The 22322-nt window shown below is 41.5% G+C and carries 19 protein-coding genes; 11 read left to right on the plus strand and 8 right to left on the minus strand.

Going from position 1 to position 22322, the window contains the following annotated elements; genetic code table 11:
* Nucleotides 1–2: 2 nt before the first annotated feature.
* Entirely contained in the window at nucleotides 3–653 is a 651-nt protein-coding gene (locus H6G97_RS00500) for a glycoside hydrolase family 24 protein (RefSeq protein ID WP_338421543.1), read from the plus strand.
* Nucleotides 654–667: 14 nt separating this feature from the next.
* Here H6G97_RS00500 and menH read toward each other — a convergent pair whose 3' ends face one another.
* The 6 genes from menH to metG all read right to left on the minus strand — a co-directional run bounded on the left by menH (nucleotide 668) and on the right by metG (nucleotide 5835).
* Complete coding sequence (menH, locus tag H6G97_RS00505; protein WP_190938798.1) at nucleotides 668–1486, minus strand: 2-succinyl-6-hydroxy-2,4-cyclohexadiene-1-carboxylate synthase; 819 nt, start codon at nucleotides 1484–1486, stop codon at nucleotides 668–670.
* A 27-nt stretch (nucleotides 1487–1513) separates the two neighbouring features.
* Nucleotides 1514–1684 (minus strand): AarF/UbiB family protein, encoded by a 171-nt coding sequence (locus H6G97_RS55820; RefSeq protein WP_422394150.1) that lies wholly within the window; start codon nucleotides 1682–1684, stop codon nucleotides 1514–1516.
* 33 nt (nucleotides 1685–1717) lie between these two features.
* Nucleotides 1718–2119: a metal-sensing transcriptional repressor gene (locus H6G97_RS00510; protein WP_190938799.1), complete on the minus strand. Its 402-nt coding sequence runs from the start codon at nucleotides 2117–2119 to the stop codon at nucleotides 1718–1720.
* A gap of 108 nt (nucleotides 2120–2227) precedes the next feature.
* Nucleotides 2228–3436 carry an LPS export ABC transporter periplasmic protein LptC gene (gene lptC, locus H6G97_RS00515; protein ID WP_190938800.1) on the minus strand — a complete coding sequence of 403 codons (1209 nt, stop codon included), beginning with the start codon at nucleotides 3434–3436 and terminating at the stop codon, nucleotides 2228–2230.
* The gene (locus H6G97_RS00520; protein WP_094348455.1) at nucleotides 3436–4065 is read right to left on the minus strand and encodes a LabA-like NYN domain-containing protein; all 630 of its coding nucleotides are present in this window, start codon (nucleotides 4063–4065) and stop codon (nucleotides 3436–3438) included. The genes lptC and H6G97_RS00520 overlap by 1 nt, the downstream gene beginning before the upstream one ends.
* A 165-nt stretch (nucleotides 4066–4230) precedes the next feature.
* Nucleotides 4231–5835, minus strand: coding sequence for a methionine--tRNA ligase (gene metG / locus H6G97_RS00525; RefSeq protein WP_190938801.1), 1605 nt, complete (start codon nucleotides 5833–5835; stop codon nucleotides 4231–4233).
* Between the two features lie 377 nt (nucleotides 5836–6212).
* Here metG and H6G97_RS00530 point away from each other — a divergent pair, with 377 nt between their 5' ends.
* The 10 genes from H6G97_RS00530 (at nucleotide 6213) to fabD (ending at nucleotide 15380) form a co-directional block, all read left to right on the plus strand.
* Complete coding sequence (locus tag H6G97_RS00530; protein ID WP_190938802.1) at nucleotides 6213–6938, plus strand: lysophospholipid acyltransferase family protein; 726 nt, start codon at nucleotides 6213–6215, stop codon at nucleotides 6936–6938.
* Nucleotides 6939–7127: 189 nt separating this feature from the next.
* A complete protein-coding gene (locus tag H6G97_RS00535) occupies nucleotides 7128–7946 on the plus strand; it encodes an alpha/beta fold hydrolase (RefSeq protein ID WP_190938803.1) in 819 nt (272 codons plus the stop codon).
* A 152-nt stretch (nucleotides 7947–8098) separates the two neighbouring features.
* Nucleotides 8099–8335, plus strand: coding sequence for a hypothetical protein (locus H6G97_RS00540; protein ID WP_190938804.1), 237 nt, complete (start codon nucleotides 8099–8101; stop codon nucleotides 8333–8335).
* Nucleotides 8332–8679 carry a type II toxin-antitoxin system PemK/MazF family toxin gene (locus H6G97_RS00545; RefSeq protein WP_190938805.1) on the plus strand — a complete coding sequence of 116 codons (348 nt, stop codon included), beginning with the start codon at nucleotides 8332–8334 and terminating at the stop codon, nucleotides 8677–8679. Before H6G97_RS00540 ends, H6G97_RS00545 begins: the two co-directional genes overlap by 4 nt.
* Nucleotides 8680–8832: 153 nt before the next feature.
* Entirely contained in the window at nucleotides 8833–9999 is a 1167-nt protein-coding gene (locus tag H6G97_RS00550; protein WP_190938806.1) for an EcsC family protein, read from the plus strand.
* Nucleotides 10000–10482: 483 nt separating this feature from the next.
* Nucleotides 10483–11964, plus strand: a complete 1482-nt coding sequence (locus H6G97_RS00555) for a leucyl aminopeptidase (protein WP_190938807.1) — start codon at nucleotides 10483–10485, stop codon at nucleotides 11962–11964.
* Nucleotides 11940–12125 (plus strand): hypothetical protein, encoded by a 186-nt coding sequence (locus tag H6G97_RS00560; RefSeq protein WP_190938808.1) that lies wholly within the window; start codon nucleotides 11940–11942, stop codon nucleotides 12123–12125. Before H6G97_RS00555 ends, H6G97_RS00560 begins: the two co-directional genes overlap by 25 nt.
* A 56-nt stretch (nucleotides 12126–12181) precedes the next feature.
* Nucleotides 12182–13204 carry a phosphate acyltransferase PlsX gene (gene plsX / locus H6G97_RS00565; protein WP_190938809.1) on the plus strand — a complete coding sequence of 341 codons (1023 nt, stop codon included), beginning with the start codon at nucleotides 12182–12184 and terminating at the stop codon, nucleotides 13202–13204.
* Nucleotides 13205–13371: 167 nt separating this feature from the next.
* Nucleotides 13372–14364 carry a beta-ketoacyl-ACP synthase 3 gene (locus H6G97_RS00570; protein ID WP_190938810.1) on the plus strand — a complete coding sequence of 331 codons (993 nt, stop codon included), beginning with the start codon at nucleotides 13372–13374 and terminating at the stop codon, nucleotides 14362–14364.
* Between the two features lie 128 nt (nucleotides 14365–14492).
* Nucleotides 14493–15380, plus strand: coding sequence for an ACP S-malonyltransferase (gene fabD, locus H6G97_RS00575; protein WP_190938811.1), 888 nt, complete (start codon nucleotides 14493–14495; stop codon nucleotides 15378–15380).
* Nucleotides 15381–15549: 169 nt separating this feature from the next.
* Here fabD and H6G97_RS00580 read toward each other — a convergent pair whose 3' ends face one another.
* Both H6G97_RS00580 and H6G97_RS00585 read right to left on the minus strand, forming a co-directional pair.
* Nucleotides 15550–17730, minus strand: coding sequence for an ATP-binding protein (locus tag H6G97_RS00580; RefSeq protein ID WP_190938812.1), 2181 nt, complete (start codon nucleotides 17728–17730; stop codon nucleotides 15550–15552).
* Between the two features lie 178 nt (nucleotides 17731–17908).
* Complete coding sequence (locus H6G97_RS00585) at nucleotides 17909–22240, minus strand: protein kinase domain-containing protein (RefSeq protein WP_190938813.1); 4332 nt, start codon at nucleotides 22238–22240, stop codon at nucleotides 17909–17911.
* Nucleotides 22241–22322: the final 82 nt, after the last annotated feature.

A 22322-nucleotide genomic window follows, 5' to 3' on the forward strand; every position in this document is an offset into this window, starting at 1 on the left:
TTGTGTATTTATTGCAATGGTACATTGGAGACTTGCGATCGCCTTCTGATCCCATCTTTGAAAATAAACAGCCGCCTTTGGTGATGAAACAGGGCGACCCTTATATCCGTGCTTTGATGCGAACCATCTCAGCGAGTGAAGCAAGTGGGAACCGTCCTTATTCGCTGTTATATGGTGGACAGCAAGTCAATGACCTCAGCCGACATCCTGAGATATGCGTCACAATTGTTACAGGTCCAAATACAGGTAATTGTTCTACGGCTGCTGGCAGATATCAAATTATCAATATCACTTGGTATCGTTTAGCCCCTCTTTATCACCCAAATCCAATGCAAATGATGTTTTGGACTGCTTATAGTTTTGAAGCAGAATATCAAGATGTAGTAGTTTACCGTTGGTTGAATGATTCTAAAGTTTGGGGAACTGATATTTCTAAACTGTTGCGTCAGGGAAAGTTAAATGATGTTTTGCGGCGACTCTCTCCCACTTGGACAAGTCTAGGATATGGTATAGAAACTAATTCTGTTAGTAGCTCTTTGCCTAAAATTTATCAAAAAATGTTGCAAGAGGAATTAACCGCAGCTAAACAACCAACAGCCCCGAATTTGACACCATCTCCAACTCCTTCTAGGAAGGCAGTAAAGAAGCAGTGAAATTATCCCAATTTTTAACTTGCTGTGGATAAAAAATCTTTGACATTTTCCACAAATGCCAAGGTATTTTCAAAGTGGATATTATGTCCAGCATTACTAATTATTTTTAGCTGGGCAAATTTACATAGTTTAGCCATTTCTGTATTAATAGATATAAATTTTTCATCATATTCACCAGCTAGTAAGAGCAGAGGAATTTTATTGTCTGGTAGCTCTTCCCACAAAGAAGGTTGGCATCCAGTACCCATAAAGCGCAGTGATTTATCTAATTCCTCTGGATTGTTCTGCAACCGACTTTCTACCATGCGATCGTATTCTGGATAATTTTTTATATAACCAAAAATCGGCTGATTGTACCAATTTGATAAAAAAGTTGCGAAATCACTTTTTTTAATACTTCTTGTTAATTTTCTACCTATTTGCGTATCAATTTTGATGCGTTCTAATCGTTCTACTTCTGTTGGCAAGCCTGGAGAAGCTGACTCTAGCACAACTTTTAAGAAACGTTCGGGAAAATGCAGGGTGAGGTATAGAGCCAATCTCCCACCCATTGAATAACCAACTAAGAAGCATTCGGCAATTTTTAACTCATCTAACAAGTTGATTAAGGCATGAGCAGTGTTTACCATTGTATAACAGTCATTTCCACCCAAAACTTGAGTTTTGCCATGTCCGGGAAGGTCAATTGTTAAATATGAAAATTTGTCAAATAGTAATTTTATGGCTTCATCAAATTCATCAATGTTACCCATGAAGCCATGCAAAAAAAGAATTAGTGGCTTATCTAAAGTGCCGATTAAAGAATAATGAAATTGATAATTTTTTAGTATCATGATTCTGGCAAAAACTATCTTTTTTGCCTAGCATATTATCTTATAGAATAAGCTCCTTTCTAGTTCCCTTTTTCTAGGAGGGAATAAAGAAAAGTCTATTAAAATAAGTTTGTTACCACTTCGCAACCTGATGTTACCGTAGTGAAGATCATGATGCACTATTGAATTTTGATGTATCGCCGTTAGTGCATCATGAATTTAGCGAATGCACTCTACATTATTTTTTAAATATTAAGGTAAAAATCGATCTAAAGCAGCTTTTAACTGTTTAAGTTCAACGTCAATATTACCTTCTTGTGCGGCTCTACCAATACACTCAGTTAAATGTTCATCCAAAACAATTCGTGCTACCCGATCCAATGCGCCCCGAACTGCGGCAATTTGCAGTAAAACATCAGGACAAGGAGTACTTTGCTGCACCATTGTCTTGATACCACGAACATGTCCTTCTATACGCGATAATCGATTGACAATTCGCCGTAAAGACTCTTCGCTATGGATGTGAGGATGAGGCAACTCTCCAGTTCCATAAGTATGATCTGTATGCTCGTGGTCTGTATCGTAATAGCGAGAATGTTCTGCTTGCTGAGATGTTGGCAAGGATTCCTTACCTAATCGGTTTGATCCGTTCATGGGTTATCAAAGGACTTGTAATACTAAGATCGTAGCCTAGTAGTCGACCAAAATTTACCCTCTTTTCCCTCACCCCCTAATCTCTACTCCCCACTGCCTCTAATTTCACTACCGCCGATCGGCTCTTTCTTGGGGAATAATCTCTGTCACTACCCTACCGCTAGAACTGCCGCCTTTGACAACAATATTTTCTGTTTGCAGATTACCAACGGCTGTTTCACCCGCAAAATTTAACGGTGGGTCAATTTGTCGATAAGTCACATTTCCTTGAGCTTCAACTAACTTCTTGTCTAAATACCAAGTTAATGTATTGGATCTCAAAGACTGGCGACGCTGGCCAACGGCGTTGACGTTACCTTTTAAATAAACGGTTTTTTGTGGTATTTTCATTTCACCTTGATTAGCTGTCACTGTGATATTTTCGGCACGTTGAAACATTCGCGTAGGCGAGTTTGTGGTAACAGTTTCTGCGTTCATGTTCCAGATCATAGAGTTACTAGCTATTTGCAGTGGTGGATCTAGTAATTCTAGTTGGGCATTTTTCTGGACAGTGGCAATTTTTGTTTTTAAGTTGACTTCGGCAGAATTTCCTTTGCCGCGATCGCTAATTTTATTATCTTTGTAACGGTCAATTTCTATGGGGCGATTGCCAATCAGTTTTTCTTCTTTAATATTCCAGATTAAATGCTCAGTTCTCACTTGCATCTGGGGATCACTGGAATTTGCTACTACCCCACCAGAAAATTCCATGCGCTGTTCGCGGGTTTTAACTCGCGCTTCCTGTGCCACTGCTTGTAGTTGTTTATGAGTACCATTAATCTGGTTGCGAACAATCAACAAATCTTCTTTGGGTCGCCATTCTAATTCATTACCTTGCAACACAATCCCATTACTAGGATCTGTGGCAAATATCTTACCTTTAAGAAACAACTGCTTCCCATCTTGTTCAATATCTGCTACATCTGCCTTGATTTGGTAAACTACTTTGCCATCTTGGTATAGTTCACCATAAGGACTTTCAGCCTGACCAATCTGTTTTTCTTTGGTATATTTAGCTGTTTTAGCCCTGACTTTCCAAATCGGTCTTCCCACTTCATCTGCTTGTTCTAGAGTGACATCAAAGAAAGTCAAATTGCTATCTGAATTAGATGAAGTCTCAGTATTTTGTTGAGAAGCTGGGGGAGATTTGCCCCCACAAGCGACTAAACCAAATATCAATAAAAAAGTCAAAGGTAAAACAAGAAAGGAGGGAGCGGAGGAGAAATTTTGAATTTTTCTCTTTCCCCATCTCCCTCTTTTATGAAATTGATGCGCCATTATTCTTGGATTTCTAGGTGTCCATCACTAGTTCTGGGATCTTCCAAAAAACCGATCCCAGATAAAGGGCGGTATGGATAGCTTTGGCGAGGGGTTTTTTGAATATCCTCTTTGATGGCTTCTAAATCAATGTAGCGATCGCTTACATTAATTAAGCTGTCACTAGTCATTGAACGCAAGCTCACTACTTCTACCCGCACGCCGCGATAGCTGACTGAATTTACCGCATAAGCCAAATCCCCATCACCGCTGACTAAAACTGCGGTATCATAAGAATCTACTAACGCCATCATGTCTACTGCTATTTCTACATCCAGGTTAGCTTTTTTAGAACCATCTGGTAGCTGGACTAAATCTTTAGCAATGACTCGATAGCCATTGCGACGCATCCACAGCAAAAACCCCTGTTGTTTCTCGTTTGTTCTGTCTACACCAGTGTAGAAAAAAGACCGCAGTAGTCTAGAACCTCCAGTCAATCGACACAATAGCTTCGTGTAATCGATTTCAATCCCTAGTTGCAGTGCAGCGTAAAATAGATTTGAGCCATCAATAAATATGGCGACCCGACCCCGATTCTCCAAAACTTGTTCTGGTGTAAAGATCGAATCGTTTTCCAAATTATTCAACATCATTGTGATACCTCAATTTTTATCCCTGTTATTTTTGATACAAATACCAACTTTTAGATGCTAGTCACAGCGGCTTATGATAATGTTCCGCGGCTAATTTAAATTGAGCCACGATAAATTTTTTGAGAAAATAAGAAATTGAACAAAATCAGAGTTTGATAAGGATTAATCGTTTTTCGGGGGTTCTATTCGCTTAAAAATCGGTTGGGGTGTACCCAGCTGTTGTTTGCTCGATAGTATCCCCCATTTTGCATGGGTGGCAAAAGGAGCAGTAAGTGAACTTTGTATTTGATCGTTAAAGTTTATTCCAAAGCCCAACTGCTGATAAATATCGCTGCTGATGTTCGGAATAATTGGGGATAGCAAATAAGCTGCCAGTCTCACTGATTCTAGAACTGCGTAGAGAACCTTTTCCACCGACTCCTGCTGTCCTTGTTTATATAATGACCAAGGAGCTTGTTCATCAATAAACTTATTACTGGCTTGCGCCAGCGAAAATATGGCTACGCAGGCTTGACTGAAAGCTAACTCTTGGTATGCTTGTTTTACCTGTTCCCCTAGACGTGAACCAATTGCTTTCAAAGGATTTTCGTCAGGAATCCCTTCATTACCGATTGATGGGACATTATTCTCAGTGCAGTACTTTTTCACCATGCTCAAGGTGCGATTGAGCAAATTACCTAAATCATTTGCCAAATCTGCATTCAGAACATTAATGAACCTTACTTCATTAAAATCTCCATCCTTGCCAAATTCGATTTCCTTAAGGAAGTAATAACGAACGGCATCACTACCATAGCGCTGAACTAACGCTATAGGATCAAGGGTGTTACCCAGACTTTTGCCCATCTTCTGACCATCTTTGGTCAAAAAGCCATGCCCAAATACTCGCTCTGGCAAGGGTAAGCCAGCCGACAAAAGCATTGCCGGCCAATAAACTGCATGGAAGCGCAGAATATCCTTACCAATTAGGTGCAAGTTAATCGGCCACCATGTTTTTAAAGCATTCGCTAAAGTTGGTTCTGCATCTGGTTCTAGTAATGCTGTGACATAACCTAGCAGCGCATCAAACCAGACATAAAGGGTGTGCTTGGGATCAACTGGTACAGGAAAACCCCAATCTAGATTTACCCGCGAAATGGAAAAGTCTTGTAGCCCTTGATTGACAAAGCTGAGGACTTCATTACGCCGACTTTCTGGTTGAATAAAATCTGGCTTAAATTGATAAAATTCTGTCAGCTTAGTTTGATATTTGGATAAACGGAAAAAATAATTTTGCTCGTCTCGCCACTCCACTTCTTTGTTAGTATGAATCGGGCAACGGTGTCCTTCTAGCAGATCCCGTTCTTCTTTGAATTCTTCGCAGGATACGCAGTACCAGCCTTTTTGTTGTCCCTGGTAGATGTCACCAGATTCCCAGACTCGCTCAAAGAACTCTTTAACGATCGCTTCATGACGAGGTGCAGTAGTCCGACTAAAGCGATCGTATTGAATGTCTAATAACTGCCATAAATTTACAAAGCTAGGAACAATTTCATCGCAAAACTCTTGCGGTGCTTTGCCTAAACTTTCTGCCGATCGCTGAATTTTTTGCCCGTGTTCATCTGTACCTGTAATTAGTAATACTCGATGCCCTAGCAGTCTTTGAAATCGTGCGACAACATCTGCTGCTATCGTTGTATAAGCACTGCCTATATGGGGGACATCGTTTACATAATATAAGGGTGTTGTTAGCGCAAATGTCAATTCTTTTTTATTCACTAGATTCATGCAAAATAAAAATTAACTTATTAAAACGTTTTACATTTAGTTTTTTTCAGCAAAACCAGGTAATTATACAATATTATTACCATTTTTTCCAAGAACACCTTAATGTTAGCAAATTTATTAGGTCAAAAATTGTTTTGTAATAGGCATCAATTCAACTCATTTTTACCTAAAAGATGGAAATTAACTAATCATAATTTTTTTGAATAGTTTCTATTAGATATATTGTGATCAAGAATACATAACTGAGAAAGTAGAAAATCTAGCTGCTTTTGTGGATGAGATATTTCTATCTTAAGACGGTCATGGCAATAGTAAAGAAATGTAAAAATTAAATTATGATCAACTGCCATATTTATCGGAAAATATATTGATTAGGTATGAGTCGAAATAGCCCCCTAGAGATTTCTTGCGCTTTGGTGGCGGCACTCTCAACGCAAATGTTTCGCTATTACGAGGATCGCATTCCCCAGAATGCCAGCGTGTTGGTAGTCAGCAATCACCGCAGCTTTATGGATGCACTGATTTTAATGACGGCGTTATCGAGTCCGATTCGCTTCGCTTGCCATCACTACATGGGACAAGTGCCAATAATGCGGGAGATTGTCACTGGACAATTGGGGTGTTTTCCCTTGGAAGAGGCTCAAAACCGCCAGCAAAGCTTTTTTTCGCAGTCGCAGACGCTATTGCAGTCTAAGCAGATGGTAGGAGTATTTCCAGAAGGGACTGAACCAATGGTGAAATTTACTCAGCCAAATTATCTGGGTGAGTTTCAGCGAGGATTTGCCCATTTGGCATTACGAGCGAATGTACAGGATTTAGCTATTTTACCGATCGCGATCGCCTCCTTAGAAGAGGTCAACACTTCCGGCTTCCCCTTAAAGCTTTTGAGTGTATTTGACCCTTCAGAACCCTTATTTAACCAAGGTGGTTGGCATCCTTTAGTAATTTATCGTCGGGTTGCGGTGTTAATCGGTCGTCCTTATTGGATTACGCCCCAACATCATAAAAAATATCATGGCAAACAAGCCAGAACTGTTGTGGCTGAACTGACAGAACACTGTCATGGTGAAATTAGCAATTTACTGCGTCAAGGTTGCTATTAAAAGCATTCGATTTTGGACTTCGGCTCCACTCAGTCGAACAATTTTGGATTGTCTCAACGGCTTTCAGTAGCTTGTTCCAAGACCTTTTTTGTTTTTGCTCAAAACTACCGAAGCTCATAACAGCAACAATCAGCAATCCAAAAGTTTTATACCATTGACTAATGACCAATGACCAATGACCAATGACCAATGATTATCCAAGAAGTTGAGCTAAATCCTTGTTTCCTGACTCCTGAACGAGTACAGCCAGAGTATCCCCTGTTGGTATATTTGCCAGGAATGGATGGAACTGGTCAACTATTGCGATCGCAAACCGTAGGATTAGAAACTGGCTTTGATGTGCGCTCTTTGGCGCTTCCCCGGAAAGGCCTTAACACTTGGGATGCCCTAACTAAGAGTGTATTGGACTTGATCGATGCCGAATTAGAAAAAAGCTCTCAGAGACCAGTTTACTTGTGTGGTGAGTCCTTTGGTGGTTGCTTGGCAATGAAAGTCGCAATCCAAGCACCCCATTTATTTAAGCGAATTATCTTAATTAACCCAGCTTCGGCCTTTCAGCTTCGCCCTTGGTTAAGTTGGGCATCCCAGCTAACTTACCTAGTGCCAACAGGATTGTATGATATTGGCGCACTAGGCTTGTTGCCATTTTTAGCATCTTTGTCACGCATTTCTCGGAGCGATCGCCTCGATCTGCTAAAAACGATGCGTTCTGTCCCAGCAGAAACCGTTCTTTGGCGGTTGTCTTTACTGCGAGAGTTTGATATAGATGAGGAAAAGTTAAGGCGTTTAACTCAACCAGTTTTGTTGATTGCTGGTGGTAGCGATCGCCTTTTACCTTCTGTAACTGAAGTGAAGCGGATAGGCAACATCTTACCAAATAAGAAAATAGTGGTGTTGCCCCATTGTGGACACGCTTGCTTGCTAGAACAAGATACTAATCTCTACGAAATTCTTAAGGCTAACGACTTTTTAGAAAGTAAAGCTGATATAGGTAGAGTTAAAAAGTAAAAAGTATGCTACACATAAATTCAGGCAGATGATAACCTTTATTTTTCCTTATTTGTTGAGAAAATAGGGTAAAGGACTTCTAATATCTCGTCACCTTCAAATAATATTTGTGTCCTGAAAAAGCTTAACTACACATTTTTGGAGACTACGAAATGGTTGCTCTCAAAGAGTTACTCAGCCTAGAATTAGACAAATTGAATGAAGAACAACTCAAACAGGTTAGTGATTTTATTGCCTTCCTCAAATTCCGCAGCAGGAATATTAACTGGCAAATAGATAAAAATCAAGTAGCTGATCTTTACAGTGAATTTGCTCAGGAAGATCATCAACTAGCTGAAGCAGGATTAGAAGAATATGCAGAAATTCTTACACAAGAAGATTTTAAATGAAGGTTAAACGAGGTGAAGTATGGCTAGCCAATTTAGACCCCACCAAGGGTTCTGAGCAAGGAGGCACAAGATCAGTTATTATTTTTCAAGATGATATCGTTGCTGAATTCTCCACCACTATCATCACTATTCCTCTAACAACAAATTTACGTCGTGCATCTTTGCCAACCTGTTTATTAATTCAAAATGCTGAAGGTGGATTAGAACGAGATTCAGTTGCCCTTTGCCACCAATTGCGGGTAATTGATAAAACAAGATTACAAATAAAAGTAGGCGTTCTGACTCCAGAAATCCTCACTACTCTAAAAGACAAAGTGTTGTTGACATTAGGTTATCAGTTGTAAGATCAGAACCTCTGTCATCCATCGTATGTCTATAGTTAAGGACTATTCTAATTTCTAATTGGTCTAACGAATTGTACTTATCGAGAGATGTCAAAGCCGCTCAAACTTCGCTACAACTTTAAATAGAGAGGCTTTACAGGATGGTTTCAAGCAATGGCAGACAAACCCAAAGAAACAGAGGTGAATAAATTAGTTAATTCATCCAGAGAAACTTCAGAAGTAGGAATTCAGACTCAATCATCGGTAGAAAATGAACCTTCTATATTCGAGTCTTTTATTAAAACTGTTGCTCATACTGGTCAAGCAGTTTTAGACACAGCAGTAGGAGTGGGAGAAACGACAGCTAAAGAAACACACAAGTTGATTGAGCAAACAACTCAAAGCAGCGGTCAGGTTGTGAATCGCCTCAGCGAAAATTGGCTGATTAGAAAACTATCTGGAGTGTTAAATCTAAATTGGCTAATTAATGATACTAACCTTGTTGATTTGGAAAAAGCAGAAGCGGCGGTAAACAAGCTTAAGCAACAGTATCCAAATGAATCACCCAGCCAGATTGCTCACAGAATTATGGTGGAAAAAGCAACTCAAGCAGGGACGGTGGGACTAGCTACTAGTATTTTGCCAGGTATAGCAGTTGCATTGTTGGCAATTGATTTAACAGCGACAACAAAATTGCAGTCAGAAATGCTTTATCAAATTGCATCTGTCTACGGGCTAGATTTAAAAGATCCTGCCCGTAAAGGTGAAATTTTGGCAATTTTTGGGCTGGCTTTGGGTGGAGGGCGTTTGTTGAAAGCTGCCGGATTAGGCTTGTTGCGAAATGTGCCTTTAGCGGGTGCGGTAATTGGAGCTAGTTCAAATGCAACGATGATTTATTCATTGGGGTATGCTGCTTGTCGATTTTATGAAACCAAGCTGGATGAATCAACTTCTCTAGCATCCCCGCAGACATTGGCAACATTAAAAGCCGAAAGTGAAAAGTATCTAGAAAGTGCGATCGCTCAAGAAGCCGTCATGGATCAAATCTTAGTTCACATGATTTTGGCTAGCCATCCAGATAAGACTTTGGAAGAAATTTTGCCAGAATTACAAGCTGTAAAACTCAGTCCGACCTCGTTGGATGCCATTGCCCAAAATATCAAATCGCCTAAGTCTTTAGATATACTGCTCAATCAGCTAAATCGTGATTTTGCTGTACCCTTGCTCGTTCAGTGTAAAAAAATTGCCCAGCTTGACAATAAGACTACACCACTTGAGCAAGAAATAATAGCAGCGATCGCCAACAAATTTAATATTGACGCAAATAAAATTGGGAGATAGGGCATGGGGCATGGGACAGGAAGTAAAACAGTAAAGTTAATAGTCGTTAACGGATTTCTGAAGTGGATTGACGAGTATTAAAAACTCGTTAACGGAGTTCCGAGGTGGATTGACGAGTATTAAAAACTCGTTAACGGAGTTCCGAGGTGGATTGACGAGTATCAAAGACTCGTTAACGGAGTTCTGAGGTGGATTGACGAGTATCAAAGACTCGTTAACGGAGTTCTGAGGTGGATTAACGAGTATCAAAGACTCGTTAACGGAGTTCTGAGGTGGATTGACGAGTATCAAAGACTCGTTAACGGAGTTCCGAGGTGGATTAATGAGTATCAAAGACTCGTTAATGAGCGCTATTAATACCAATTGGCTAAATTATAGCTACTGATTCCTGCTTCCCTATACCCAATGCCCACTCCCCTCACCATGAAACAATAATTTTGAGCAATACTGGTACAAGAAGGAATATTTACACAAAATCTCAAAATGAAAATTCAACCGAGTGATAAGCCTTTGCTAGAGTGGGCAGGCGATAGTTTGGCAATTGGATTATTTGAAGATGCAGTAGAGTTAACCGGAGAACTGGCAACTTTAGATCAAAAGTTTTCTGGGATCTTAAAAGAACTGATTGCCGAAGAAGAATTTAAAGGTAAAGCCAATAGCACTATTTTTACCCGTGTGAATGCTGGTAGCCCAGTGCGGAAATTGATTTTGGTAGGTTTAGGAAAACCAGAAGCACTAAAACCAGATACTTTGCGCCGCGCTGCTGCTGCTGTAGCTAGGGTAGGAAAAAAGCAAAAAAGCAAAATTCTGGGTTTTAGTTTTCCATTATGGAACAACGATCCAGCAGCCAGTGCCCAAGCGATCGCAGAAGGTGTTGAATTAGCACTTTACCAAGATATTCGCTTTAAATCAGAACCCGAAGATAAAGGTTCACAAATAGAAACCGTAGATTTACTAGGATTTGGCGGACAAGAAGCAGCCATCACCCGCGCCAATCAAATTGTGTCAGGCGTAAATTTGGCACGACAATTAGTAGCAGCGCCAGCTAATGCAGTAACACCAATTACTTTGGCGGAAACTGCTCAAGCGATCGCAAACGAACACGGTTTACAAATAGAAATTCTAGAACGGGAAGAGTGTGAAAAGTTAGGTATGGGTGCATTTTTAGGAGTAGCCCAAGCTTCCGATTTGCCGCCTAAATTCATTCACCTGACTTACAAACCAGAAGGTACACCCAAAAAGAAACTGGCAATTATTGGCAAAGGTTTAACCTTCGACTCCGGCGGACTCAACATTAAAGGTGCTGGTAGCGGCATCGAAACCATGAAAATTGACATGGGTGGTGCAGCAGCCACCTTGGGCGCAGCAAAAGCAATTGCTCAACTCAAGCCAGATTCAGAAGTTCACTTTATCTCGGCAGTGACTGAGAATATGATTAGCGGTCATGCAATGCGCCCAGGAGACATTCTCACAGCATCAAATGGCAAAACAATCGAAGTGAACAATACCGACGCTGAAGGACGTTTGACCTTAGCAGATGCCTTGGTGTATACCGACAAATTGGAATTAGATGCGATCGTTGATTTAGCCACTCTGACTGGTGCCAACGTCATTGCCTTGGGTGAAGATATTGCTGGTTTATACACTCCCGATGATGCTGTAGCTTCCCAGATCGAAAAAGCTGCGGAAACTTCAGGAGAAAAGATTTGGCGGATGCCAATGGAAGAAAAATATTTTGAAGGGCTAAAGTCTGGTATAGCGGACATGAAAAATACAGGCCCGCGCCCAGGCGGTGCAATTACCGCTGCCCTTTTCCTCAAACAATTTGTCAAAGAAACCCCTTGGGCGCACATAGATATTGCTGGCCCAGTGTGGACAGATAAAGAAAATGGCTACAACGGCGCAGGGGCAACGGGTTACGGCGTTCGGACGCTAGTTAATTGGGTAGAAGGGAGTGGGGAGTAGGAAGTAGGGGAGCAGGGGGAGCAGGGGAAGCAGGGGGAGCAGGGGAAGCAGGGGAGGCGGGCTATTGCTCCATGCCCGATGCCCAAATTCGTGCTATCTTGAGCTTGCCAGCAAAAATTGTTGCAATAGTAACAGAAGAAATTTGGCGGTCAGAAAGTTAAGCTTTTTCGGCAAAGCCATCTGGTAAAATTTGTAAGGTTTCTAGAAGCTGTGAGCAATGGGATCGACTCGCGTACGGATCGCAATTGACGCAATGGGAGGGGATCACGCACCTGGTGAAATCGTTGCTGGCGCATTGCGAGCAAGAGAAGAATTGGGTGTAGATGTATTGTTGGTTGGTGATCCTCAACAAATAGAAGCTGCCTTGCCATCAAAAACAAGTTTAGGGCAGGTGGAGATCGTGACTGCTGAGGAAGCGATCGCTATGGATGAGGAGCCTTTAAATGCAGTTAGACGCAAACGTAAGGCTTCTATCAATGTGGCGATGGATTTAGTCAAGCAGCAAAAGGCAGATGCCGTATTTTCTGCGGGTCACTCTGGGGCAGCGATGGCATCAGCTTTGCTCCGCTTAGGACGATTGCCAGGAATTGATCGCCCAGCCATCGGCACAGTTTTTCCGACAATTATTGCTGGTAAGCCAGTGCTGGTACTTGATGTTGGCGCAAATGTAGATTGCCGTCCCAAGTTTTTAGAGCAGTTTGGCGTTATGGGGTCAGCTTACAGTCAGTATGTCTTGGGTACAACTGAACCGAAGGTGGGTTTGCTGAATATCGGTGAAGAAGACTCTAAAGGCAATGATGCAGCCGTCCGCGCCCACCAACTGCTACGCGAAAATTCCCAAATTAACTTTATTGGCAATGCTGAAGGGCGTGATGTGCTTTCCGGTCGCTTTGATGTGATTGTCTGTGACGGCTTTGTAGGCAATGTATTATTAAAATTTGCCGAAGCAGTCGGAGAAGTGATTCTGCAAATTCTGCGGGAAGAATTGCCCCAAGGATTGCACGGTCAAATCGGTTCAGCACTCTTAAAACCAAACCTGAAGCGGATTAAGCAGCGAATGGATCACGCAGAACATGGTGGTGCATTGCTGTTAGGCGTGGCAGGAGTTTGTTTTATCGGTCACGGTAGCTCCCAAGCTCCTTCAATTTTTAATGCAATTCGCATGGCAAAAGAAGCTGTTGACAACCAGGTGATACAACGAATTCAGTCCCAATATATCCTAGAGCGCGAGAGCGGTTAGTCATTGGTCATTAGTCATGGGTCATTTGTAAAGGACAACTGACAAAAGACCCTGCGGGTTCGCCAGTTGCTCATGGGGGAAACCCCCATCGCTTTTAGCGTCTCCCCTTGGGAGAAGACCGCACTGGCTCACAAAGGACAAAAAGCTGATAGCTTGGGAGATTAGGAGTGCAAAACTTAGGCGTAGCAATTACCGGAAGCGGCTCGGCAGTACCAGCAACTTCCTTACATAACCAGACATTGAGTGAACTAGTTGAAACATCAGATGAGTGGATCGCTACAAGAACAGGAATTCGTCAACGGCGATTAGCTCTGCCATCTGAGTCTTTGAGTGTACTCGCTACTGCCGCCAGCAGTCAGGCGATCGCAGCTTCGGGAATTAAACCAGAAGACCTAGACTTGATTCTGCTAGCGACTTCCACCCCTGATGATTTGTTTGGTAGTGCTTGTCAAGTACAGGCTCAATTAGGAGCCACAAACGCAGTAGCTTTTGACTTGACAGCAGCCTGCTCTGGCTTTGTGTTTGGTCTAGTTACAGCAGCCCAATATATTAGAACCGGTGTCTATAAAAACGTGCTATTGATCGGAGCAGATATCCTGTCTCGCTGGGTAGATTGGGAAGATCGGCGTACTTGTGTATTGTTTGGTGATGGTGCAGGGGCTGTAGTATTGCAAGCTGACAAAAGCGATCGCTTATTAGGATTTGCCCTTAAAAGTGATGGTACTCAAAACCATTACCTCAACCTTGCTTATGCAGGCGCTTCCCAAGAACTGCTCCCTAATGTAAATATTACAAAAGGCACTTACCGACCGATTACGATGAACGGCAAAGAAGTCTACCGCTTTGCTGTCCAAAAAGTGCCAGAAATCATTGATAAAGCCTTGTTTCAAGCTAATCTCACCGTTGAGCAAATAGATTGGCTGATATTGCATCAAGCCAATCAACGAATTATCGATGCCGTTGCCCAACGCTTAAATATCCCAGAACATAAAGTTATAAGTAATCTCGCCCAGTACGGCAATACCTCAGCTGCTTCCATCCCATTAGCCTTAGATGAAGCAGTACGTCAAGGGAAAATTAAACCTAACGACATAGTTGCTACATCCGGCTTTGGTGCCGGTCTTACCTGGGGTGCGGCAATTTTTCAATGGGGAAGATAATATATTGTCCTACCCTGCAAGAAGCCGCTGACGCGTCTATGTCATTAGTCGTTTGTCCTTTGTTAATGACAAATGACCAATGACAAATGACCAATGACAAATGACCAATGACCACTGACTCTTGACAAATGACAAAAACTGCATGGGTGTTTCCCGGACAAGGTTCTCAAGCGCTGGGAATGGGAATGGATTTATTAGATATACCATCGGCTAAAGACAAATTTGCCCAGGCTGAGGAAATTTTAGGCTGGTCTGTAATAGAAATCTGTCAAAAAGAAGAAGAAAAACTATCACAGACGCTATACACTCAACCAATTCTTTATGTGGTAGAAAGCATTCTTGCTGATCTTCTCCGAGAAGATGGACACCAGCCAGATTTAGTTGCTGGCCACAGTTTGGGAGAATATTCTGCCCTTTATGTAGCGGGTGTCTTTGAGTGGTCGGCTGGTTTATATCTAGTAAAGCGTCGTGCAGAACTCATGGATAGTGCCGTCGGTGGGATGATGGCGGCTTTGATGAACTTTGACAGCGAACAGTTGGAAACAGTCATCGCCCAAACGCCTGATGTAGTGCTAGCAAATGACAATAGTCCGGCTCAGGTGGTAATTTCAGGCACGACTGAGGCTGTACAAGCGGTGATGACTCAAGTTAAAGCAAAGCGTGCGATTCCCCTAAAAGTTTCTGGAGCATTTCACTCACATTTAATAGCACCAGCAGCTGCGGAATTTCAAGATATTTTAGAATCTGTAGAATTTCAGCCAGCTACTGTGCCAGTTTTGTCTAATGTAGAACCAATTGCGTCTATTGATGCCGAGATTTTAAAGCAGCGCCTAAATAAACAAATGACTGGTTCTGTAAGATGGCGAGAAATTTGTCTGCAATTACCAGCCAACGGGATTGAACGAGTAATGGAAATTGGCCCTGGTAAAGTGCTAACTGGATTGATTAAACGTAGTAGCCCTGACTTAATATTAAAAAATATCCAGAGTGCTGCTGATTTAGGCACTTCAAAATAAAGGACTTCCAGTTAAAAAAACATTCCATGCCTGCGGGACGCTCCGCGTTCGCGTAAGCGTCCCGCAGTGTACGTAGTGGCGCACATCTGTGCGCAACTACAAATTGTCTGTACTCAACGCAATTGCAAACTGCCATATCTCCGATTGATGTTGTAATTGTAAATTCTCATCAAGCTATGAAGTTAGCTTCTATCGGTAAGGTTATGACAAATTCTGTGCCCTTTCCTAATGTGGAATTACAATCAAGTTTACCTTGATGCAGTTCAGTCACAATTTGATAGCTGATAGATAAACCCAATCCAGATCCTTTACCCACATCTTTAGTCGTGAAAAAGGGGTCAAATAGCCTTGTTAGAGTTGTCTCTGGAACTCCAAGACCGTTATCTGCGATGGAAATCATGATTTGTTTTTCAGATAGCAAGCGAGTATGAATCCAAATTGTGTTGGGGTGTGAAGCAATTTCTGTAGGCGTGCGCTGCTGATTTGCATCTTCTAACGCATCAATCGCATTAGACAAAATATTCATAAATACCTGATTGAGTTCGCCGGGATAGCAGATCATCGGAGGCAATTTATCATAGCTTTTTATCACTTCTATTGCTGGACGCTGCGGTTGAGCTTTCAAACGATGTTGCAAAATTAATAACGCACTATCAATGCCCTGATGAATATCAACCGCCTTAAATTCAGCTTCATCTAAACGTGAGAAATTGCGAAGTGATAACACAATTTCACGAATGCGATTGGTGCCAATTTCCATCGAAGACAGCATTTTGGGCAGATCATCTTGAATAAATTCTAGATCCAATTCTTTAGCCTCAGCTTGAATTTCAGCGACTGGATTGGGATAGTGATACTGATAAAGCTGAATAAATTCCAATAAATCTTGAGCATAATTTTGTACATAGGTGAGGTTGCCGTAAATGAAGCTGACAGGATTATTGATCTCATGTGCCACGCCTGCCACCAGCTGCCCCAAGGCTGACATTTTTTCACTCTGGATCATCTGGGCTTGAGTACGGCGTAGTTCTTCAAGTGTCTTTTGTAATGTTGTTGTCCGCTCCTCAACCCTTAGCTCTAACGCATTATTTACCTGTTCAAGTTCGATGAAAGAAGTCTTTAACTGACTTGCCATACTGTTGAAAGAACTAGCAAGTCCTCCCAGTTCATCCTGTCGCGTAGTATCGAGATCGATCGCAAAATCACCGTTAGCAATTTGGTTACTAGCGGCGGTTAATTTCTGGAGGGGTTTAGCGATTTGTTGTTGCAACACCGACAAGAGCAACAACACTTCAACCAGCAACGCTACTGCACCAGACATTAAGATAAATTGAGCCGTATCCCATGCTGCCCCCGATAGCAGTGATTTGGGATAGACTGTGACAAAATACCAGTCTGGCCCTTGTAAGCGAGCCACTGCTAGGTATTCACGGTCTTGACTATTTTCAAGGACGTGGGTTTTGGGTTTAGCGTTTGTCACTAGCTGAAAAATGCGGTTGAGGTGGGGATCGTTAATTACATCGATTTTGAGTTGACCCTGAGCTTGCTGAATTTCCGCAGTCCGGTGGGGGTGGGCAATTAAACGACCGTCTGAGCGAAAAATTAGATTGTAGGTGCCCGGTAATTGATCCTGGATCGTATGCTCCATCAGTTGGGTTAAGGCCACATCATGTCCTACAATGCCCAGGAAGCGATCGCCCTCATAAATCGGTACAACTGCCGAAACCATCCAGACCTTAACACTTGGATCAAGATAAACACCTGTCCATTTCGGCGTTCGAGACGGGTTATGTTGAGGAGCGGCAATATAGAAATATTCCTCTTTTGGATGATAGAGATCGGGCGGTGTCTCCAACGCGAATGCCAACCCTTTCCAGTAGCAAACCGATACATTTTCTGGTGTAACAAAATAGGTATCGACAAACCGATTAGACCAAGCAGACCCGTAGGCACTAATTAGTGTGTTAGCCCTGAACAGGCGTTGCTGTAGTTCTTCAGTGGTTTGCACATTTCGACCAATGAATAATCCCGCATATCGAGTCGAATCAAAGTCTTTGGTCGGTCGATTTTGAGGAAAATTGCGTCGGGTACCATCGTTCCAGGAAAAATACTGCCGCTCAAATTCAGCCTGGAAGTCAATATTAGTGGGTTGTTTGAATTCCAGCAAAAGCCGATCGCGCACCAAAGCGAGGTTATCCTGTGCAAGTTTAAAGATACTACTTTCTTGCTCTCCCCGTGCGCTGATGTACTTTTCTAGCTGTGTTTGGGTCTGGGTTTCCAAACGAGACATAACATGGATATAGCTCACCCCAGCAGACACGAGTACCACCGCCATTACTCGCAGTGCCATATTAATTAATGTTTTGTGGGTAAGTGAGGAGGGGCGATTCTTAATGAAACGGACACATCTAAAAGGCCACTGTTTCTGAAGAGTTTGTCTAAATTGGGTAAGCATGGACTAGCAGAGATAAATATTTGGGCTGAAGATTTCCAGAAAACTCATGTGAATATGCAGATGGATGTATATCCTATATCGGTAAGTGAATCACAAATTCAGTACCTTCGCCTGGTCTAGAATCTACCTCGATCGCTCCTCCATGTTTTTCTGTAACAATTTGATGAGCGATCGCTAACCCGAATCCCGTCCCTTTTCCCACAACTTTTGTAGTAAATAAGTGATCAAAAATCTTTTGTTTCACTTCTTCATTCATCCCATTGCCATTATCAGCAATAGCAATTTTTACGCATCCATTTACCCAGGAGGTTTTAATTGTAATTTGGTTACGATTTTTCTTAATTTCCTGAAAAGTTCGCCCAGTATTTGATTCTTCCAAAGCATCAATAGCATTAGCTAGAATATTCATAAATACCTGGTTTAATTGTCCAGGAAGACATTGAATTTTGGGCAGATTAGCATAATCAGTGGTCACTTCAATTGCTGGACGTTGTTCGTTTTCTTTGAGGCGATGTTTGAGAATTAAAATCGTGCTTTCGATACCTTCATGGATATTAAACGGCACTTTGTAATCTTTATCAGCACGGGAAAAAGTTCTTAAACTAGTGCTGATATTTTTGAGGCGATCGCAAGCTATCACCATTGAATCAAGAATTTTAGGTAAGTCTTCTAAGGTATAATCTAAATCAATTTCTTCGGCATGTTCTTTGATTTGATCATCGGCATTGAAAGAACTTGCTTGATATAGTTTTAAGTGTTCAATAATATCAGCAATGGTGGGTTTAGCTTGTTGGAGACTCGCAGTAATAAAGCCCAAAGGGTTATTCATTTCATGGGCTACTCCAGCAACTAAATTACCCAGTGCTGACATTTTCTCACTCTGAACAATTTGTAATTGTGCTTGTTGTAAATCTGCTAAGGCTGTTCCGAGCGCTTGAGATTTTTCTATTACTCCTTCTTCAGCTTGTTTGCGATCGCTAATATTAATAGTTGTCCCAACTATGCGATAAACTTTGCCCATCTCATCTTTTAATGGACTGAGTGTCGTTAACCACCAAATTTTCTGGTGATTAAATGTTAGACATTCTTCATAGGTGACGGGTATTCCCTTTTGACAACAATCCAGATATTTTTGCTCGACTGCTGCACCTTCATTAGAACCGATGACTTCTTGCGGAGTTTTACCTAGCATTTGGGAAGCAGGTATACCAACCGCTAATTCGCACGATTTACTCCATCCTGTATACTCAAACCTACCACTATCCCGGATATCAGTTACAAATATTAGACAGCCAACACCTTCGTAAATACTACTTAAGAACTTTCCGCGCTCCTGAAGATGATTATATAATTGGGCATTTTCCAAAAAAATTGCAGCTTGAGTGCAGAGGAAATTTATAATAGAAAGGCGATCGCTAGTAAATACCCCTTGCGTCAGGCGATTTTCTAGATAAAGAATCCCCACCAAACGCCCTTGATTAATAATAGGTGTGCATAATACACTCTGGGGTTGTGTTCGGTGCATATATTCCCCAATTAACCCAATAATATTTGTTGTGCAATTGTCTATAACAACTGTTTGCTTGGTATTTTTGACGTAATTGATAATATTTACGGGAATATCTTGACAATTGTCTAGTGATTGTGGTTCAAGAATAGTTTGAATACCAATCTGGGAATTTGAGGTAATTGCCCTAACTTGCCAAGTATCTTCTTGAGGAAGAATTAGTGCAGCTTTTTTCGCGCCAGAGTTTTCCTGGATAATGCGGGTGAGGCTGGCAACAAGTTGATCTAATTCTAGGGAACTGGAGATAGTTTGAGCCGCTTTGAGGACAGAGGTAAAATCTAGTGCATCAGAAATACTGGTGCTGCCAGCGCTAGAAGTGCGAGTGGAAGAGGAAGTCCCATGAAAAGCAATAGTTTCTGAAGGGTTGAGGTTGATTCGTTGCTGTTGCAGGATGGGTTGGAGTAGTTGGGGATAGCGTTTTTCTAGGTCTTCTATTTTAGCTTTTGCGCCCCAACGAGCGTAGCAGTAATATGCTTCTTGCATATATGCTTGGGCGACTTTTTCTTTATCCCAGGCGAGGTAAAATTTGGCTGCTAATTCGTTGCTAAGTGCTTCTTCTTGGATGTAGCCGTTAGCTTTGGCGAGAGAGATGGCGCGATCGTAATGTTCCATCGCTTTGAGCTTGTCTCCCATTACCCGCGCTGTTTCTGCCTCAACTAAGTCATACTTGTGCTGAAAATTAACAGGAGCATAGCTAGCCCAATAGTGCATGAGTTTTTGGTTGCTAGCTACCTGATTTAACCAAGATTCTTGCTGATCTTGTTGGCGATCGCAGCTAGAATACTTTGCAAGTAAGCACAAAGAGTAGTAAAAGTTATGTGCCACAACTAACAGTAGACCAAAGGCTCCATCCATATACTCGGTGGCTTTTTCTGCATTGCTTGCAGCCTGTTCATACTGGTCAAAGGTATAAAGGATAGCTGTTTTGGCAAGATAGATGGCAAATAGTGACTGATGATTGTGGGTGTTGTGAAGATGCGGCAACATTTCTGTCTCATCAAAATCAACCCCAGTCAGGTAATATTGGTGAGAGGAGCGACCGAGTAAGTTTAAGGTGATTTGTCTCCAAACCTGGGCATAATCAACACAATGTTTTTGTTTGAGTTTTAAAAGTAGATTAATATATTTGGTTTGCCTTTCTTCAACAGCATCTAGAGTTTCTCCCATTAAAAATAAATGCGTACATTCAGCCATCATTGAATAGCTAGCGTGTTCAATATCTCCAACTTCTAGCCCACACTGGATACTTTCTCGTAAAGCTGTGAGTGTATTTCGACCATGCTCCTTGTAAGCACAGATAAAAACACCAAAAATCATATAAATTTTTGAACTGATTTCTTTACTTTGGTATTCTTCTAGTAGCTTTAAAGCTATTTGACTTGAGTAATAAGCGGTATCGACATCTCCAATTACAGCACAAAGAAATACACCATAACTTCCATAGGCAAAAGCAGCCAAAGATGAATGTCCCTGTTCAAGACAAACATTTCCTGATAATTCTGGAGGCGATGGTTGTTGACCAATAATTCTTTCTAATTCCGGGATGACTTCAATAATTACTTGTCCATTTTCACCTACAGCTTCTAATATTTTGCTTTTCCATTGCTGGATTTGGTTATCACTTTCTGTTAATAGTTGCTCCATGAAATCCCGAAATGCTTGTACCAATGCACTTAAGGGAATATTCCGTTGAAATTGGTCAAATTTACCTTTGATAAAATAACCGCGTTGTCTAACAATTGGTTTATGAACTTCATTAATTACAACGGTTTTACCAATACCGGAAAAACCAGCTACCAGCATCATTTCTGTTGCACCAAGGCTAACTCTTTCAAATGCTTGGAGTAGGGTTTCTACTTCTGTTTCCCGTCCATAGAGTTTATCAGGAATAATGAAGCGATCGCACACATCTAGTTGTGCAATTGAGAAACTCTTCATTTCACCAGTTTCTTGGAGTTGAGATAAACAATTTTCTAAATCAAATTTCAGTCCCAATGCACTTTGATAGCGGTCTTCAGCGTTTTTCGCCATCAATTTCATCACGATGTCGCAGAGAACTTGAGGAATAGGAAAAGAAACCTCACCCGCCTTTGGCATCCTCTCCTTGGTAAGCAGAGGCTTAGGGTGAGTTTTATTTATATTTGGTGGAAGTTTTGCTAAATGACAATGTACCAACTCCATCGGATCGTTTGATTGAAAGGGTAATTCTCCCGTCAATAACTCGTAAAAAGTTACACCTAATGAATACAAGTCAGTCCGGTAGTCAATCCCTCGGTTCATTCTTCCTGTTTGTTCAGGAGAAATATAACTAAGTGTCCCTTCTAACACATTGGGATTCATTAGTGTTTGAGTTTCCCGTGGTAGTAAGGATGCAATACTAAAGTCAATTAATTTAACTTGTTTGGTCTCGGGATTAATTAGAATATTGGCGGGTTTAATATCTTTATGAATAATGCGATCGCGGTATAGTATATCTAAGGCGTTGCACAGTGCGATCGCTATCTGTAAAAACTCCGTAATATTTCGGCGGTTTTCCCCTGTTCCCCATTCTTTCAAAGAAATTCCCCCAAAGTCTTCCATCACCAACGCATAGCCATTTTGATAAGGTTCCAGGCTATAAGTTTGGATGATTAGAGGTGAGTTAAGATTTTTGGCAATGGTGTATTGATTGCGAAACTGCACCAGTTCGCTAAAACTAGGATAAGGATTTTTAAGCAGTTTAATCACTACTCTTAATGAATCACTCTCTCGATACCCTCGAGAAACCAGCGTTCTGGAACCATTGTAAAGTTCTTCACTGATTAGATATCCGGGAATACTGACTGTAGTGATATTCATACTGCTAAATCCTAATATTTTATGGATTTAGTATTCCCAGATGGGTGAAGCAATTCATCTCCACAGCTTTTTGGCGTTTGCT

This window comes from Nostoc flagelliforme FACHB-838, assembly GCF_014698065.1.
GTDB lineage: Bacteria > Cyanobacteriota > Cyanobacteriia > Cyanobacteriales > Nostocaceae > Nostoc > Nostoc flagelliforme_B.

Bases quoted from the DNA above. Each gene is read 5' to 3' on its own strand.
- fabD (WP_190938811.1), top strand. From the start codon at position 14,493: ATGACAAAAACTGCATGGGTGTTTCCCGGACAAGGTTCTCAAGCGCTG.
- H6G97_RS00520 (WP_094348455.1), bottom strand. From the start codon at position 4,065: ATGTTGAATAATTTGGAAAACGATTCGATCTTTACACCAGAACAAGTT.
- H6G97_RS00550 (WP_190938806.1), top strand. From the start codon at position 8,833: ATGGCAGACAAACCCAAAGAAACAGAGGTGAATAAATTAGTTAATTCA.
- H6G97_RS00545 (WP_190938805.1), top strand. From the start codon at position 8,332: ATGAAGGTTAAACGAGGTGAAGTATGGCTAGCCAATTTAGACCCCACC.
- H6G97_RS00530 (WP_190938802.1), top strand. From the start codon at position 6,213: ATGAGTCGAAATAGCCCCCTAGAGATTTCTTGCGCTTTGGTGGCGGCA.
- metG (WP_190938801.1), bottom strand. From the start codon at position 5,835: ATGAATCTAGTGAATAAAAAAGAATTGACATTTGCGCTAACAACACCC.
- H6G97_RS00555 (WP_190938807.1), top strand. From the start codon at position 10,483: ATGAAAATTCAACCGAGTGATAAGCCTTTGCTAGAGTGGGCAGGCGAT.
- lptC (WP_190938800.1), bottom strand. From the start codon at position 3,436: ATGGCGCATCAATTTCATAAAAGAGGGAGATGGGGAAAGAGAAAAATT.
- plsX (WP_190938809.1), top strand. From the start codon at position 12,182: ATGGGATCGACTCGCGTACGGATCGCAATTGACGCAATGGGAGGGGAT.
- H6G97_RS00535 (WP_190938803.1), top strand. From the start codon at position 7,128: ATGATTATCCAAGAAGTTGAGCTAAATCCTTGTTTCCTGACTCCTGAA.
- H6G97_RS00585 (WP_190938813.1), bottom strand. From the start codon at position 22,240: ATGAATATCACTACAGTCAGTATTCCCGGATATCTAATCAGTGAAGAA.
- H6G97_RS00540 (WP_190938804.1), top strand. From the start codon at position 8,099: ATGGTTGCTCTCAAAGAGTTACTCAGCCTAGAATTAGACAAATTGAAT.
- H6G97_RS00510 (WP_190938799.1), bottom strand. From the start codon at position 2,119: ATGAACGGATCAAACCGATTAGGTAAGGAATCCTTGCCAACATCTCAG.
- menH (WP_190938798.1), bottom strand. From the start codon at position 1,486: ATGATACTAAAAAATTATCAATTTCATTATTCTTTAATCGGCACTTTA.
- H6G97_RS00580 (WP_190938812.1), bottom strand. From the start codon at position 17,730: ATGGCACTGCGAGTAATGGCGGTGGTACTCGTGTCTGCTGGGGTGAGC.